This is a genomic window from Nitrobacter sp. JJSN (assembly GCF_051912485.1).
Classification (GTDB): domain Bacteria; phylum Pseudomonadota; class Alphaproteobacteria; order Rhizobiales; family Xanthobacteraceae; genus Nitrobacter.
The window spans coordinates 860,117-875,122 of sequence record NZ_CP196822.1 but is presented as its reverse complement, the minus strand read 5'-3'; the positions used below and the strand labels follow the sequence as shown (position 1 = coordinate 875,122).

13 protein-coding genes are annotated in these 15,006 nt (G+C 63.7%); 2 read left to right on the top strand and 11 right to left on the bottom strand.

The window, feature by feature from the left end; translation table 11 throughout:
* Positions 1-3 precede the first annotated feature (3 nt).
* The 7 genes from cckA to flgB all read right to left on the bottom strand — a co-directional run bounded on the left by cckA (position 4) and on the right by flgB (position 6,429).
* Positions 4-2,559, bottom strand: coding sequence for a cell cycle histidine kinase CckA (gene cckA, locus ACSZOQ_RS04370; RefSeq protein ID WP_439925947.1), 2,556 nt, complete (start codon positions 2,557-2,559; stop codon positions 4-6).
* Positions 2,560-2,712: 153 nt separating this feature from the next.
* Positions 2,713-3,792 (bottom strand): flagellar biosynthesis protein FlhB, encoded by a 1,080-nt coding sequence (gene flhB / locus ACSZOQ_RS04365; protein ID WP_439924812.1) that lies wholly within the window; start codon positions 3,790-3,792, stop codon positions 2,713-2,715.
* 13 nt (positions 3,793-3,805) lie between these two features.
* Entirely contained in the window at positions 3,806-4,576 is a 771-nt protein-coding gene (gene fliR / locus ACSZOQ_RS04360) for a flagellar biosynthetic protein FliR (protein WP_439924811.1), read from the bottom strand.
* A 267-nt stretch (positions 4,577-4,843) separates the two neighbouring features.
* Positions 4,844-5,107, bottom strand: coding sequence for a flagellar biosynthesis protein FliQ (gene fliQ / locus ACSZOQ_RS04355; RefSeq protein WP_439924810.1), 264 nt, complete (start codon positions 5,105-5,107; stop codon positions 4,844-4,846).
* 132 nt (positions 5,108-5,239) lie between these two features.
* Positions 5,240-5,551 carry a flagellar hook-basal body complex protein FliE gene (gene fliE / locus ACSZOQ_RS04350; protein WP_439924809.1) on the bottom strand — a complete coding sequence of 104 codons (312 nt, stop codon included), beginning with the start codon at positions 5,549-5,551 and terminating at the stop codon, positions 5,240-5,242.
* A 15-nt stretch (positions 5,552-5,566) separates the two neighbouring features.
* Positions 5,567-5,992 carry a flagellar basal body rod protein FlgC gene (gene flgC, locus ACSZOQ_RS04345; protein ID WP_439924808.1) on the bottom strand — a complete coding sequence of 142 codons (426 nt, stop codon included), beginning with the start codon at positions 5,990-5,992 and terminating at the stop codon, positions 5,567-5,569.
* A gap of 29 nt (positions 5,993-6,021) precedes the next feature.
* Entirely contained in the window at positions 6,022-6,429 is a 408-nt protein-coding gene (gene flgB, locus ACSZOQ_RS04340) for a flagellar basal body rod protein FlgB (protein WP_439924807.1), read from the bottom strand.
* A 382-nt stretch (positions 6,430-6,811) separates the two neighbouring features.
* On the opposite strand from flgB, the gene ACSZOQ_RS04335 reads away from it, so the two are divergent.
* Positions 6,812-7,768, top strand: a complete 957-nt coding sequence (locus tag ACSZOQ_RS04335) for a flagellar biosynthetic protein FliO (RefSeq protein ID WP_439924806.1) — start codon at positions 6,812-6,814, stop codon at positions 7,766-7,768.
* Positions 7,765-8,520: a flagellar type III secretion system pore protein FliP gene (fliP, locus tag ACSZOQ_RS04330; RefSeq protein ID WP_439924805.1), complete on the top strand. Its 756-nt coding sequence runs from the start codon at positions 7,765-7,767 to the stop codon at positions 8,518-8,520. The genes ACSZOQ_RS04335 and fliP overlap by 4 nt, the downstream gene beginning before the upstream one ends.
* 129 nt (positions 8,521-8,649) lie before the next feature.
* On the opposite strand, the gene ACSZOQ_RS04325 is transcribed toward fliP, so the two are convergent.
* The 4 genes from ACSZOQ_RS04325 to fliM all read right to left on the bottom strand — a co-directional run bounded on the left by ACSZOQ_RS04325 (position 8,650) and on the right by fliM (position 14,998).
* Positions 8,650-12,456, bottom strand: a complete 3,807-nt coding sequence (locus ACSZOQ_RS04325) for a tetratricopeptide repeat protein (protein WP_439924804.1) — start codon at positions 12,454-12,456, stop codon at positions 8,650-8,652.
* 99 nt (positions 12,457-12,555) lie between these two features.
* Positions 12,556-13,365, bottom strand: coding sequence for a MotE family protein (locus tag ACSZOQ_RS04320; RefSeq protein ID WP_439924803.1), 810 nt, complete (start codon positions 13,363-13,365; stop codon positions 12,556-12,558).
* Positions 13,362-13,796 (bottom strand): DUF6468 domain-containing protein, encoded by a 435-nt coding sequence (locus ACSZOQ_RS04315; protein WP_439924802.1) that lies wholly within the window; start codon positions 13,794-13,796, stop codon positions 13,362-13,364. Before ACSZOQ_RS04315 ends, ACSZOQ_RS04320 begins: the two co-directional genes overlap by 4 nt.
* Positions 13,793-14,998, bottom strand: a complete 1,206-nt coding sequence (gene fliM, locus ACSZOQ_RS04310; RefSeq protein ID WP_439924801.1) for a flagellar motor switch protein FliM — start codon at positions 14,996-14,998, stop codon at positions 13,793-13,795. Before fliM ends, ACSZOQ_RS04315 begins: the two co-directional genes overlap by 4 nt.
* Positions 14,999-15,006 lie beyond the last annotated feature (8 nt).

Sequence of the window (15,006 nt, the reverse complement as noted above, 5' to 3'; positions counted from 1 at the left end):
AGCCTAAGAAGGCGCCATGGTCTCCTTGACCTTGGCGACCAGCGCGCTGAGCGCGAAGGGCTTCGCAAGGAAGGCGAACTGCTCATTCTCCGGCAGGCTCTTGTCGAACGCTTCTTCCGCGTAGCCAGACACGAAGATGATCTTGAGATCGGGGTTACGCTTGCGCATCTCGCGCAGCAGCGTGGGGCCGTCCATCTCCGGCATCACAACGTCGGAGACGACGAGATCGATAGCACCGTTCTTCTCGTCGAAGGCTTCCAGCGCCTCGACGCCGTTGGCAGCCTCGATCACGCTGTAACCGCGCGAGCGCAGGCCGCGCGCATTCAACGAGCGCAAGCCGTCTTCGTCCTCGACCAGCAGGATCGTGCCCTGCCCGGTCAGATCGCTCGACGCAGGCCTGGCCGCGGCGGGCGAGTCGCTGGGAGACGCACCGGCTGCAGCCTCGGGCTGGGCATTCGTGTCGGGGTGATGCCGCGGCAGGAAGATGCGGAACGTGGTCCCCTCGCCCGCTTTGGAATCGACGTAGATGAAGCCGCCGGTCTGTTTGACGATCCCGTAGACCGTCGACAGACCGAGCCCGGTGCCCTTGCCGACCTCTTTGGTGGAAAAGAACGGCTCGAAGATCTTGTCGACGATGTCAGGTGGAATGCCGGTGCCGGTATCACTGACCTCGACCAGCACGTAGTCCGCGGCCGGCATCCCCTTGTAAGCAAACGCCGCAACCTCAGTGGCAGGAACGTTGGCGGTGCGGATCGCGATCTTGCCGCCGTTCGACATGGCGTCACGCGCATTGACCACGAGGTTGACGATTACCTGCTCGAATTGCGAGACATCGGCCTTGACCGGCCACAGGTCGCGGCCGTGCACGACGCCGGGGAACGTGACCTTCTCGCCGATCAGCCGCTTCAGCAACATGCCGATGTCGCTCAGGGTGTCGCCGAGATCGAGCACCTTCGGCTGCAGGGTCTGCCGCCGCGAGAACGCCAGCAGTTGCCGCACCAGCGCCGCGGCGCGGTTCGCGTTCTGCTTGATCTGCATGATGTCCTGGAAGGACGGATCGGTCGGCTTGTGCGCGTTCAGCAGGAAGTCGTTCGCCATCATGATCGCGGACAGCACGTTGTTGAAATCGTGCGCGATGCCTCCGGCGAGCTGGCCGACCGACTCCATCTTCTGCGACTGATTGATCTGGTTTTCGAGCGCGCGCCGCTCGGTCGTCTCCAGCATGTACACGATCGCGGCCTCAGTATCGCGATCGTCGTCCTTCACCGCGGTGACGAAAAACTGTCCCCAGCGCTCTCGCGCGCCGTCCAGCATCACCTCCGCCGGCGGAATATCGCCCTGCCCTTCGGCCGCGGCATCGATGGCCGCGCTCAACTGGCCACGATCGCGTTCGTTAACCGCAGCGAGAATCGATTTGGCTGCCGCGCCGTCGGGACTGAGGCTCTGTGCAAGTTTCGCAAACCGCGCGTTGGCGCGATGGACGGCGCCGGACTTGTCGACAGTGGCGATCGCCATCGGCGTGTGGTCGAAAAAGCGCATGAAGCGGACTTCGGCGGCGCGCTGCGGATCGACGCGCTCGTCGCGGGCGCGGCTAATCACCAGCGTCCGAGAAGGACCGGGCACGCCGTCGGCACCGAATGCCAGCTTGTGATACAGCCGCGCCGGCATGGTCTTGCCGCTGCGCATCCGCAAGTCGACATCGAACACCTCGGTCCGGACCTCGCCCGGAGCGGCGACGATCGATGTCAGCAAAGCCGCGCCATCGCCGGAGACGACGTCGGTCAGCTTCAGCCCGCCCGAGCCGACCTCCGCGAGATCGTGATCCAGCCAGTTGGCGAGCGTGGCGTTGACATAAGCGAGATCGCCCGACTGGTTGACCGAGAAGAAACCGCACGGCGCATGATCGAGATATTCGATCGCATGGCGCAGTTCCTGGAACACGTCTTCCTGCCGCTCACGGTCTCGGGTGATGTCGGCGATCGACCACACGGCGTATCTGGATTGCCGCTTCGCCTGGCCGAGCGGGCGGACCCGAAGCCGCAGCCAGCGGCCGTGCGCGCCGTCGGCAGCGGCGACGCGCACCTCTTCCTGCTGGCGCTTGCCTTCGCGCGCGGCCTTCAGCAGGCGGAATACCGCCTCGGAGACGTCGGGATTGCCGATGAACACGCGCTCCACCGGCCGCACGTCCTGCATCGAAGTCGCACCGGTCAGCGTGAGATAGGCGGAGTTGGCATAAACGATGTGTCCGCCGGAATCGGTGATGGCGATGCCGTCAAACGCGTGATCGGCGATCGGGCGCATCAGCGGATCATCGGCGGTGCGGTCGGCGAAGCGGACGATCCCGGCCGCGAATGCGAACAGCGTGAACAGACCGACCATCGCCAGCAGGGCCAGCAGAGCCAGAATATAAGGCTGCGCGTTGACATGCCCGAGCGTCATGAACGCCACTGCGGCCGCGACGATCGCGCCCGCGACCAGCAATACCAGCAGGATGCTGCCGCTCCGCCGCGCCGGCTCCTGCGCGGCCTGCGGCGAATCGATGTTGGGATCGGACGTCATGGAATCCGGCGGGGCCTGTCGCAGCGGGCGCGGAATGCGCGTGTGCCGGGTCCTGAGTGCCTGAATCGGGCCCGGCAGCGCAAGCACCTCATAGGCTCATTTCCCGCCATTTCGCCCATCCCCATACTCTTTCCGGTACTGTCGGCCCAGGCGTCAGACACGGCGTCCCGAAAGGCCGCGCTTCAGGCCCATGACGTAGCCGATGATTTCCGCGACCGCGTGATAGTGCTCGACCGGGATCTCGTCGTCGACCTTAACGGCAGCATACAGCGCGCGGGCCAGCGGCACGTTTTCGACGATCGGAATGTCGTGCTCGCGGGCGACTTCCCTGATCTTGAGCGCGATATTGTCCATGCCCTTGGCCACGCAGATCGGCGCCGACATGCCTCGCTCGTAAGACAAGGCGACCGAATAGTGCGTCGGATTGGTGATGATCACCGAGGCCTTGGGCACCGCCGCCATCATGCGTTTCTTCATGCGGGCATGGCGCAACTGCCTGATCCGGGCCTTGATGTGCGGGTCGCCTTCCGACTGCTTGAACTCTTCCTTCATCTCCCGCAGCGACATCTTCTGCCGCTCGAACCACTGCCGGTACTGGAAGAAGTAGTCCGCGATCGCGACCAGCGCGAGCATCGCAACCACCGCACCGAGCAATTGCAGCGTCAGGGTAGTGGTGGTGGCGAGGAGCGCGCTCGGATCGAACTGCACCATGGCGTCGAGCCGCGAGCGCTCCGGCCAGAGCACCGCCATCATGACCGCGCCGAGCGCCAGCAGCTTGAAAAGCCCCTTGGCGAAGTTTGCGGCGGCCTGCTTGCCGAAAATCCGCTTGGCACCGGACACAACGGAAATCTTGCTGAACTTTGGCTTGAGCGCTTCCCCCGACCAGACGAAGCGATGCTGAATGATATTGCCGGCAATGGCGGCCAGCACCAGCATCAACAACGGCAGGCCGAGCGCGGCGGCGAGGAGGTATTCGATCTGCTCGGCCAGCGCCAGAAGGCCGGGTCCGTCGGTCCGGATCTGCCAGGAATTGGCGAGCAGGTTACGCAGCGGCGTTTCGACGCCGCTGCCGACCGAGCCGGCGAAGGTCGACAGCACCAGCGTCGCACCGGCGATCACGAACCAGGTGTTGACCTCCTGGCTCTTGGCGACGTCGCCACGCTCGAGCGCATCGTCGAGGCGCTTTTGCGTCGGGTCTTCTGTCTTCTCGGTATCGTCGCTCTCGTCGGCCATCGTCGCGGTACCCTCAGTTCAGCGACGTCAGATCGCGCATCACGCCGATAAGGTAATCCATGTAGATTCCCATCATGGATGCCAGCACGGCGGCGAGGATCAAGAAGCCTATGAGGATTGAGAGCGGCACGCCGACGAAATAGACCTGCATCTGCGGCATCAGCCGCGCCAGCACGCCAAGCCCGATATTGAAGACCAGCCCGAACACCAGAAACGGCGCCGACAGTTGCAGGCCGATCTTGAAAGCGGCAGCGAAAGCGCGCGTCGCCAGCGCCGCCACGTCGCCGCTTGGCATCAGTTCGCCCGGCGAAAAAATCTTGTAGCTGTCGTTCAGCGCGGCAATGACCAGATAGTGCGTGTCGGTGGCGAACAGCAGCGCGATGCCCAGAAGGGTCAGAAAGTTGCCCATCAGCGCGCCTTGCTGGCCTTGGGTCGGATCGACCGATGTGACGAATCCAAGTCCGAGCTGCTGTGCGATGATCGAGCCCGCGACCTGCAAGGCTGCAAGCGTGACGCGCGCGGTGGCGCCCAGCACCACGCCGATGATGATCTCATGCACCATCAACACCGCTAGCGGTGCGATCGACTGCATGTCGACGTGATAGGCGGCACGGTGCAGCGGCAGAATGATGAGGGTCAGAAGCAGGGCGATGGCGAGCTTCGTCCTCACTGGAATGAAGACCTCGCCGAATCCCGGCAACAGCATCACCATCGCGCCGATGCGGGCAAACACCAGCATGAAGGCGGCGCCAAGGGCGGGCAGAAGCGAGACATCAATGCGCATGGTGCCCTAGTGTCCCGATTCCGAAGTTCGCATACCCTTGCGGCAACCTTTGATGCGAACTTCGGAATCAAAGGGACACTAGAACTTTATGATTCTAGTGTGGTTTAGGTTCGGAAGTTCGCTTGACGGACTCGATTGGGCAATGAAGCGAACTTCCGAACCACCACACTAGTAGTACGATTCTAGCATTCACGTCCCGCTTCAGCATCCTTGCGAAAGGTTAGAATCGGAGGACCACCAGCAAATACAACCTGCCGGTGGAGTGCATCAGCCGCCAATGATTCGCGATGAAATCCGCATCATTTCGCTGTGTAGCGCGTCGGCCATGAAAGGCAGCGCCAGCACCAGCGTCACGAAGATCGCCAGAATCTTCGGCACGAAGACCAGCGTCTGCTCCTGAATCTGCGTCAATGCCTGTATCAGTGAAATGGCGACGCCGACGATCAGGCCGACGGCCAGCAGCGGTCCTGAGACCAGAACGATAGTCCAGATCGCGTCGCGCGCGACATCCAGTGTTTCAGCGCCGGTCATTACTTTTTCACTTTCACTTTGTCATTCCGGAAGCCGCGTAGCGGCTGTCCGGAATCTATAAGCCCGGTTGGTGGTTATGGATTCCGGGCTCGCTCGCAAGAGGCTCGCGCCCCGGAATGACGGCAATTAAATTCAGATCGGCATTCTCATGATATCCTCGTAGGACTGGATGACGCGGTCACGCACCGACACCAGCGTCGACACCGCGACGTCTGTATCGGCCACGGCCGTCACCACATCCATCACATTGGCCTTGCCCGAAGCCATTGCCACCGTCTGCGCATCGGACTTCCGCCCCGACTCCAACACGCTGCCGAGTGCATCTTTGAGCACCGCGCTGAACGACGGGCCGTCGCCCTCCGGCGTCTTGCCGGCGGCCACGCCGGAATCCATTATCTTCGCAAGGCTCGCATAGGCATTTGCTGCAACTGTGGGTGATGCCATGGGTCAGGTCTCCGATCAGGACTTGAGGATATCGAGCGTGCGCTGGATCATCCGGCGCGTTGCGCTGATGATGTTGACGTTGGCCTCGTAGGACCGCTGTGCCTCGCGCATGTCCGTCATTTCGACCAGCGAATTGACGTTGGGATATTTGACATTGCCGCTGGCGTCGGCGGCAGGATTGCTCGGCTCGTACTTGACGCGGAACGACGACATGTCGGGCTTCACTCGACCGAGCGTCACCACTTTCGCATCGAGCGCACGATCGAGGGCCGATGAAAAGGATGGCACTTTACGGCGGTAAGGCTCGCCGCCCGATGTCTGCGCGGTGGAGTCGGCGTTGGCGATGTTTTCCGAGATCACCCGCATCCGCCCGGCCTGCGCCCGCAGACCGGAAGTCGCGATACTCATCGATCGCATGAAGTCGGCGCCGTTGTCTGCCATGATGCGGTCTCCTCCTGTTCAGCTCTGCGTCACGCCTTGCCGACCGCCATCTTCAGCAGGCGCAGGCTGCGGCTGTAGAGCGAGGTGGCGGCGGCGTAGTCCATCTGGTTGGCCGAGACCTTGAGCATCTGATCTTCGAGATTGACCGCGTTGCCTGCAGGACGAGTCTGAAAGCCGGCATGGCGATTCTGGTCGAATTGCGAAGCCGGGCCCGAGCCCGCGATATTCTGGCCCGACGTGGTGTGCACCATCGCCAGCGCCGCGCCGCCCGAGGCATTGCCGCCACGCGCGTCGAACTTCGGTTCAACGAGATCGCGCGGCTTGAAGTTCGGCGTATCGGAGTTGGAGATGTTTTCGGCGAGAACGCGCTGGCGCTCCTGATGCCACTGCATCCGGGTGCGCAGAGCCGCCAGCGCGGAAATATCGTTGATGGGCACGGCGGGTCTCCGCTCCGGCCTCGGGACGACGCGCCGCCGAGGTAGGCAGAATTTGCCGCCTTTATGGTTAACAGCCGGTTAAGAACCGCAAGGCGGCGCGATCGGACGTGAGCGGCGCCTCTCGGGGTCCTGACGTCCTCGAATCCCGAGCTGAGCGCATTTCTGCCACGAATGCTGCGTTAACCAACTGCATTAACCGGAACGTCTGATGCTCAGAAGTTGTTTTGGTCTGGTCGATTCATAGGTTATTAAGGATGTCAGCGGCAGCTTTTGCCGGACGGGGTTAACAGATTGGGCCAAGGCTCGGTCGTCGTGGGAGGGTGCCGGAAGGCATTCGACGACCCGAAGCTGATATAAAGGCGTTCTCTGTCAGGGACACAGCATGCAGCAACCAGTCACATTCGTCATCGCATTCATTGTGGTCCTGGCGCTGATCGCCGGGACCGCCTGGCTGGTGCGACGATTTGCCGGAAACCGTCTCGGCACCAACGCCAATCGCGGACGGATGCCGCGTCTGGCGGTGATCGACGCCGCCGCCGTCGACGGACGCCGGCGGCTGGTCCTGGTGCGCCGCGACAACGTCGAACATCTGCTGATGATCGGCGGCCCGTCCGACATCGTCGTGGAGTCCAATATCGTCCGCGCCGCGCCGGGACGCGATCAGATCCCGCAACGTCCTCCATCCGGCAGCGAGGCGTCGTTGCCGCGCATGCCGCCACTGGCCGAAACCGGCTGGACGGAGTCCGACGGCACGCGTTCTGATCCGCTCGATCATCCCGAACCTGAGATGCCGGAGCCGCCGCGACCGATCCGCCCTCCCTTCCCCGATGCCACGCGCCGTCCGGCCGCCGCTGAGCGTCGCGGCGATCCTTTGTCGGGCTTCACGCCCGAACCCATGAGCCGGACCGACATTCGCGGCGCCCGTCCGGCGCGCAGCGAGCCCGCAATGCCACCAAGACCACCCGTTCGTCCGGCCGAGCCGGGGCTCGCATCGCCTCCGCGCACGGCCGAGCGGCCAGCGTCCCCGCCACCAATACCGACGCCTGCTGCGCCACCGCCTTCCATGTCCAACGCAGATCAAAATCTCGCGGAGATGGCGCAACGTCTCGAAGCCGCGCTCCGGCGTCCGGCCAACGACGGCAAGCCCGCAGCAACCGCGCCGCCAGTCGTTCCCGAGCCACCGTCCCGTCCGCGGAGCGGTGAAATTTCGGCTGCCCCCGCACCACGCAACGAGCCGTCGGTGGCGCCGCCAGTCCCACCGCCCGCTCCGAAATCCGGGTTTGAGCACCTTGAAGACGAGATGGCGTCCCTGCTCGGACGCCCGAAGTCGCCTTCGTGAGGCCGGCAGCCCACCCGCGTAGAGTTTTATTCCTTCTCGTTCTGATAGCCGCCGGATCGCTCGCGGATCCGGTGTTTGCGCAGGACATCAGCATCAACCTCGGCGGCGCCGGCAATGGCGGCGTGACCGAGCGCGCGATCCAGTTGATCGCCCTGCTCACGGTGCTGTCGATCGCGCCGTCGATTTTGATCATGATGACGTCGTTCACACGCATCGTGGTGGTGCTGTCGCTGTTGCGCACCGCACTCGGCACCGCGACCGCCCCACCCAACTCCGTCATCATCGCACTCGCGATGTTCCTCACCGCCTTCGTGATGGGACCGGTGCTGCAGAAATCCTACGACGACGGCATCAAGCCGCTGATCGCCAACCAGATCACCGTCGAGGACGCGCTGCAACGCGCTTCCGTTCCGCTGCGCGGCTTCATGCAGAAGAACGTGCGCGAGAAGGACCTCAAGCTGTTCATGGACCTGTCCGGTGAGCCGCCGCCGGCGACCCCCGCGGACCTGTCGCTGCGCATCCTGATGCCGGCCTTCATGATCTCGGAACTGAAGCGCGCCTTCGAAATCGGATTCCTGCTGTTCCTGCCGTTCCTCATCATCGATCTCGTGGTGGCGTCGGTTTTGATGTCGATGGGCATGATGATGCTGCCGCCGGTCGTGGTGTCGCTGCCGTTCAAGCTGATCTTCTTCGTGCTGGTCGACGGCTGGTCGCTGGTGGCGGGCAGCCTGGTGCAGAGCTACGGGACTTAGGAGCGTTTTCGAGCGAAGTGGGTACCGGTTCGCGTGAAGAAAACGCGTCAATTCAAAATTATAGAGCCTCGCTTCTAACTCGATCAGGAGCGAAAAGGCTCTAAACGGAGACGCGGCCCGGGCCGCCGCCTAATCCCGTCCGCGCGATGCCTCGACCTGCTTTAGTCCCACGATCTGCGGCAGCGCGCCTGTGGGAGACGGATCGGTCTTCGCCGTTTCCGGCGGCAGCGGCGCCCTCGCCGTCATGTCGGGAAACCGCGTTTTCATCTCGCGCAGGAAGCCGTCGAGCGTATCGACCTTAGCCGCCATCCTGGCAATCTGCTCGAACTCGGCGCTGTTGTCCGAGGCCGGCTTGCTCGCGATATCGAATGCGAGCTTATCGGCGGTGCCACTCATCAGCGGCGCATATTTTTCGCGGAAGCGCGCAAGCCCCAGCGCATCCTCGGCGAGCGCATAGCCGATCACGGCGCGGATGATGTCGCTCTTCTCATTCGAGGTCAGCGGCGTGAAATCGTGCCAGCGGTCGCCGTAATAGAGCTCGATCTGTTCGGACGCATCGCGCCAGCGCCGTGACGCCCAATAGATATCCGACCGCAGGCGGATCGCCTCGCGTCCGGTGAGATTGGAGATGATGTCGAGGGCGAGATCGCGGCGGCCGATATCGCTCTGCGCGCGCGCTTCGAGCAGTAATCGTTGCTGGCGCAGTTCGCCCGCAAGGTCGGCGATCCGCGTCGTACGAAGCGCGGCGATCGCACGGTCCGGCTTGCGGTTCATCAGATAGACCATCGCAAGCCGTGCGGCTACCTGCGCGCGCGCCGCGCCCTCCAGCCGATGATCGACCTGATATTGCAGAAGGTCGCCTGCCTGATCGAGCAGATCGACACCGACCAGGCGATCGGCGAGCCGGCGGATCATTTCGTCGCCGCGGCGCCCGATCGGCGTCAGATCGCGATAATCGTAGAACATCGCCAGCGTATCGACCGGCGGAAGATTGTCGCCTTTGGAGGTGAGGAAGAGCTGGGCGAACAGCGCCGACGCATTATCTTGAATTTGGCGCGACGCCGCGGAGTCCGGTTCCAGCTTGGTGGCGGTCCTTGAGACCGCCAGCGCTTCGGCATAGCGGCCGGCGTCGATATAGAGCGCCATCAGCATTTTCAGCGTCTGCACCTCCAGCCCATCGCCGCGCCACATCACCGACAGCGTTTCGAGATCGCGCAACGCCTCCTCCGGTTTGATCTCGTTGCGCTTCTGCCGCAGCGCGATGTCGTGAATCTGCGCTTCCGCCGCGGCTTCGCGGTCCGAAGAGGCCATCACCTCCCGGTATTGGGCAAGCGCATCCTTGTCGCGCCCCAGCGCTTCCGACAGCCGTCCGCGCATGACCGTAACGTCGGGCTTCATCTCGTCGGAAACGCCGATGGTATCGAGGTCACCGCTGCGTGCCGCGGCGCCGGAATAATCGCCGACCTCGAGCGACGCCCGCATCGCTTCGGCGACGATCGGGCGCTGCAGGCCGATCGGTAACGCGGAGAGGGCGAACTGGGCGTTCTTGAATTTCTCGCGCGCCTCGGCCCACTTGTGCTGCCGCGCGAGCGCGAGCGCTTTCCAGAGCTGGGAATCGTAGTTGGCGCCAATCGCCGGATTGGCGAGATCCCGCATCGCCGCCGCCGTGTAATTCGTCAGCGAACTCGCAACCGAGTGAACGATCAGCAGAACCGGGTCCTCCTGTCCGGGATTCTGTTCGGACAGCGCGAGGTCAAGAACAGCCTTGGCTTCGTGATGGAAGCCGTGCGCCATGTAGAATCGGGCGAGATCAATCCGCGCCGCGGTCCGCGCCTCGTCGTTACCAGCAGTCGACGCCGTGTCGACCAACTCGTCGAGCCGCTGGAGGAAATCCGCCTTGCTGTCCTTCTGCCACTCCTCGGCATCGAAGATCGGCCGCGCCGCGGTCACCGCGCGCTCTGGCCCAACATTGGCCGCCGACAAAGTGAGACCGCCGGGCCGTGTCACCATGACCTTGTCGGGCGCGATCTCAACAGCAATATCGTCGGACTTCGGCTCAACCACCACGCCATGGGTCGACTCGCGCAGCGAGAACTCCACGAATTCCTGATGCCTGACAATACCCTGCGCCGGCGGAAGCGCGGTGACGACCATCAGGGCATCGCCCGAGTCGGGATCGATGATCCGGTGCAGCCTGCCGGGGCCAGCGAGCGGTACGGTAACGCTCGCATGCATGCGGTCGACGACATTCCGCTGCGCGGTCAGCGCACGCGACGGGTTCTGCACGGCATCGGCGAACGTTACCATCCAGCGCCGGCCCGGCAGGATAGGCGCGGAACCGTCGGAATCGCCGACCGACAGCGAGGCGAGTTGCGGACGGGTCAGGCGGATGCGGATCGCCTGTCCGTTGTCCACAGGGCGGCGGTCGATATCCGTGATGAGCGATCCGCCCTCCTTCCGGATCACACCGACGTCGATCGGTTTCTCCGAGTCGAATACCAGCCACACCGTATTGCCGCGCCGAAACAGCGCGGCCGGCGTCGGACCGGCGAAATCGAATGTCAGGCGCAGGCCGTCGCTGCGCCGTACCGCGTTGAGGGTTACGGCATCATTCGGCGCGCTATCGTGTGGTTGCGCCGGAGCGACTTCGGGCTTTGACGCAACGGCCTCTGGCGGCGGGTCCTTGGCGGGAGTTTCTTTTACAGCAGTTTCCTTTGCTGGACTTTTCTCAGAGGGCCGGTTCTCGGAAGCGACCGCCTCCGGTGGCATTAGCGCCGGCGGTGCTTCGGCGGCGGCCGGCTTTTCGGCCACGGATTCGGACACAGGCTGATCGGCCGCGACGGGTGCGGTGATGGCCGGCGCCGGTTCGGGCGTTGTCGCAGCCGGCGCCGATTTGCCGTCAGGCAATTTGCCGTCGGATGCTGCGGGCTTGATCGTCAGTCCGGCCTGCTCGGCAATCGTCTCGGAGGTCGGCTGTGGAATCTCGGCGGACCTTCTGGGCGCGGCAGCGGCGTCGGCTTGCTTCCTCGCCTCCGCTTTTGCCGGCTCCGCTTCGGACGACGCGAGCGGCGGCAGAACGAGTTTGCCGTCCTGATGGAAGCCGATATCGACGATGTAATTCTTCTCCTCACGGAACGAATGCACATCGACATCGCCGATCAGTTTTATGTCGATCCGCGAGCCGTCGCCCTCGACCTTCTGCGCGATCGAGGCGACGTTGGCAGGCGCCACCAGTTTCGCGTCCGCGAGATCGAAAGTCAGCGCCGGCTTGAACAGCAGCGCGAGCCTCTGCTCGTTGAGGGTGGAAGATACGCCGGCGCCGTCCGGCAGTTCGAGAACGTAGCGCACAAAGGTCGGCTGTACCGAAGCGCGCACGCGAACCGGCGGACGCTTCTTCGCCGCTTCCAGGGTGCGCTGTTCGCGCAAGGCGCGCTCGGCGGCGCGGGCACGTTCCGCCAACTCGCGTACCACCTCCTGCGGCAGACCCGGTGGCGGCCCCTTCCAGTTATCGGGCATCAGATCGATGAATACGCGCTCGCCCGCCGTCATCGTGTTGATGGTGACCTTGCGCGCCAGCGCGAGGCGAATGGCCGAGCCGTCGGGATCGCGGCGCGCCGAGCCGACATAGTCCGGCACCGCGTCCGACAGCCTGTCGACGGGAATATCGACCGGGCGCTTGAAACGGATCACAAGGATGCTGCCCGCAACCGTCACTTCGGATTCGACGTCGTCGTCAAGCTTAAGCACGAGCCGGGCAAAACCTTTCGCGCCCGTGAAGCTCGCCTCGCCCCTGACGGCTTGCGCACAGCTTGCATCGGGAAACGCCACGACGAGCAGCAGCAACGCGGTTGCGAGCGCCGGAATGCGGCCGCGCCAAAGCCGCCGCGCGCGGGCGCGCGCTTGCGACCAACATTCAGCGGCAGTCGTCCGCGCCATTCCAGATCGTCTCTCGACTCAAAGCTCGTGACCGGCGGCTGAACGCCGATCAGATCGGACTCTAGAATTGTGAAATTAAGGGGCTATTAAACAAGGATATTAATTGCGAGCCTGCGGCGTCGGCTTCCCCTCGATCTTCGGAAGATCGCCAGCCGCGGTGGCGGTGTCGCCGCTGGCACGGCGTGCCAGTTCGACCGTCAGCCGTTCAGCCGCCTGGGGCGACATCTGGCCGAGAATGTCCGACATCTTGCGCGGCGCGATCTTCGAGGCGATCTCGAACAGCACCGGCATTTCCAGGCGGTCGAACACCTTGGCGGCATCTTTCGGCTTCATGTTCTCGTACATCGTCACGAGCCCCTTGAAGCGGGCGGCCTCGGCCTCGCCCTTCTGCTCGGTCGCGGTCGCGATGCGTGACTCGATCCCCTTCATCTCCTCGACGCGGCCCTCGATGCGCTTTTCAGCAGACTTCAAAAGGCTCTCGCGAATGTCGATTTCTCGTGCACGTGCTTCGAGTTCCTGGCGCCGGCTCTGAAGCCGCTCGAGGATCGCGCGCTCGGAAGGCGACACCGACTGCCCCTGCTCCGGGATGGTGATAACGCCCGCCTTCGCCGCTCCCGGCGTGCCGACCGCCGGCTTGGGTTCCTCCTTCTTCGGCTCATCCTTCTTGGCGTCGTCCTTCTTCGATTCTTCTTTCTTCGCCTCGACCGATCCGGTGATGTCGGCCCTATCGAAAGTCCTTCCGCTCGGGAAATTCAGGTTGTCCTGCGCCCATGACCGCCGGGTGGAACTGGGCTGGTCATCGAAGACGTAGCCGCCGTCGACCACCAGTCCCGCGACCTTAAGCACCGCGAGGCCGAAGATCGCGACCACTACGACGGGAATGACCCGGATGTCCCTGAAAGCGTTCATGCAGCGAGGCCGCTTGCCCTTCTGCGTTCGGAAAAGGCACGCGCCGCGGCTGCGACCGAGCGCGCATCACTCGGCGCGGCCTCTGGTTCCGGGGCCGTCGCCGGACGCGCCGCGAGCGCGATCCGCGACAGCCGTCGCATAAGCGCATCACCCTCCGCCAGTTGCTTCGCGAGCTGTCGCGACAACTCGGTCGCCGAGACAATCTGGTTGCCGAGATTGTCGTTGACGTCGCGAACGGTGTGCTTCAGGCCGCCAATGGCGCGCTCGGCGATCTCCGTCGCGGTAATCAGTTCGCCGATGGTCGCCTTCAGCGACTGTTCATCCGCCCTCAGCCGCTTCAGCCGCTTGTTCAGCAGCATGCAGTAACCAATTGTCAAGACGAGGAGAACCGCGACAAGGCTCTCGATCACTAGTCCGAAAGAGTGGTTCATGGGGCCTCCATCATCTTGGTCTGTTCGTCCGCTCTCTCGAACATGGCGAAGGTCGTGTTCGGTTTGCGCAAATGCTTCGACACGCGAATGGCGACGCGATCGCCGACGCGTCCCATGCGGCCTTCGGTCAGCGTGACGTTGCCGCACCGCACCGCCACCGACGCATCGGGGCGCATCTCCAGCGGCAGCGTGTCGCCGACCTTCAGGGTCATGAGCTGCTTGAGCGGGATTTCCGCCTCGTACAGCACTGCGTCAACGGCGATCTGCGCCTGTGCGATCTCGGTGGCGAGGTGGCTCTCCCAGATCGGGTCGCGGCCGAACTTTTCACCCATGAACATCTGCAACAGCACGTTGCGGATCGGTTCGATGGTGGCATAGGGAAGCAGCAGTTCGATGTAGCCGCCGCGGTCTTCCATATCGATGCGCAAGCGGACCAGGATCGCGGCATTGGCCGGGCGGGTGATCGCCGCAAAACGCGGATTGGTCTCAAGCCGGTCGATCGAGAACGACACCGGCGACAGCGGCCGGAACGCCTGCTCGGCGTCGGCCAGCACGACCTCCACCAGCCGCTTCACAAGATTGGTTTCGATCGTCGTGTATGGCCGGCCTTCGATCCGGAGCGAAGTCTGGCCGCGACGGCCGCCGAGCAGCACGTCGATCATGGAATAGATCAGGCTGGAATCGACCATCGCCAGCCCGAAGTTTTCCCACTCCTCGGCCTTGAATACGCTCAGCACCGCCGGCAAGGGAATCGAGTTCATGTAGTCGCCGAAGCGGACTGAGGTGATGCGGTCGAGAGAGACCTCGACGTTGTCGGAGGTGAAATTGCGCAAGGATGTCGTCATCAGCCGCACCAGGCGGTCGAACACGATCTCCAGCATCGGCAGGCGCTCATAAGACACCATCGCCGAGTCGATGATCGCCCGGATGCCGGAATTGTCGTCGACGTTGATCTCGCCGACGCTAAAGCCGAGCAGGCTGTCGATTTCCTCCTGCGACAGGACCCGTTCGCCGCCGTTCTTGGCGCTGCCGAAATTACGGCTGCCGTCGTCAACCATGGCGGCCCACTGTTCCGCCATCGTCTCCGTGAGCTCATTGGCGGCAGCGGATTTCGCGGCCTCCTCGGGATCCTCAGAGCCGAGCGAGGCCTCCCACTGCGCTGCGATCGCATCCTGGTCTAACTGATCGTTATCGCCCGCCATGACCGAGA

Excerpts from the sequence above, each read along its gene's own strand:
- ACSZOQ_RS04315 (WP_439924802.1), bottom strand. The coding sequence starts at position 13,796 with ATGAACCACTCTTTCGGACTAGTGATCGAGAGCCTTGTCGCGGTTCTC.
- fliQ (WP_439924810.1), bottom strand. The coding sequence starts at position 5,107 with ATGACCGGCGCTGAAACACTGGATGTCGCGCGCGACGCGATCTGGACT.
- fliR (WP_439924811.1), bottom strand. The coding sequence starts at position 4,576 with ATGCGCATTGATGTCTCGCTTCTGCCCGCCCTTGGCGCCGCCTTCATG.
- cckA (WP_439925947.1), bottom strand. The coding sequence starts at position 2,559 with ATGACGTCCGATCCCAACATCGATTCGCCGCAGGCCGCGCAGGAGCCG.
- fliM (WP_439924801.1), bottom strand. The coding sequence starts at position 14,998 with ATGGCGGGCGATAACGATCAGTTAGACCAGGATGCGATCGCAGCGCAG.
- ACSZOQ_RS04325 (WP_439924804.1), bottom strand. The coding sequence starts at position 12,456 with ATGGCGCGGACGACTGCCGCTGAATGTTGGTCGCAAGCGCGCGCCCGC.
- flhB (WP_439924812.1), bottom strand. The coding sequence starts at position 3,792 with ATGGCCGACGAGAGCGACGATACCGAGAAGACAGAAGACCCGACGCAA.
- ACSZOQ_RS04320 (WP_439924803.1), bottom strand. The coding sequence starts at position 13,365 with ATGAACGCTTTCAGGGACATCCGGGTCATTCCCGTCGTAGTGGTCGCG.
- fliE (WP_439924809.1), bottom strand. The coding sequence starts at position 5,551 with ATGGCATCACCCACAGTTGCAGCAAATGCCTATGCGAGCCTTGCGAAG.
- flgC (WP_439924808.1), bottom strand. The coding sequence starts at position 5,992 with ATGGCAGACAACGGCGCCGACTTCATGCGATCGATGAGTATCGCGACT.
- ACSZOQ_RS04335 (WP_439924806.1), top strand. The coding sequence starts at position 6,812 with ATGCAGCAACCAGTCACATTCGTCATCGCATTCATTGTGGTCCTGGCG.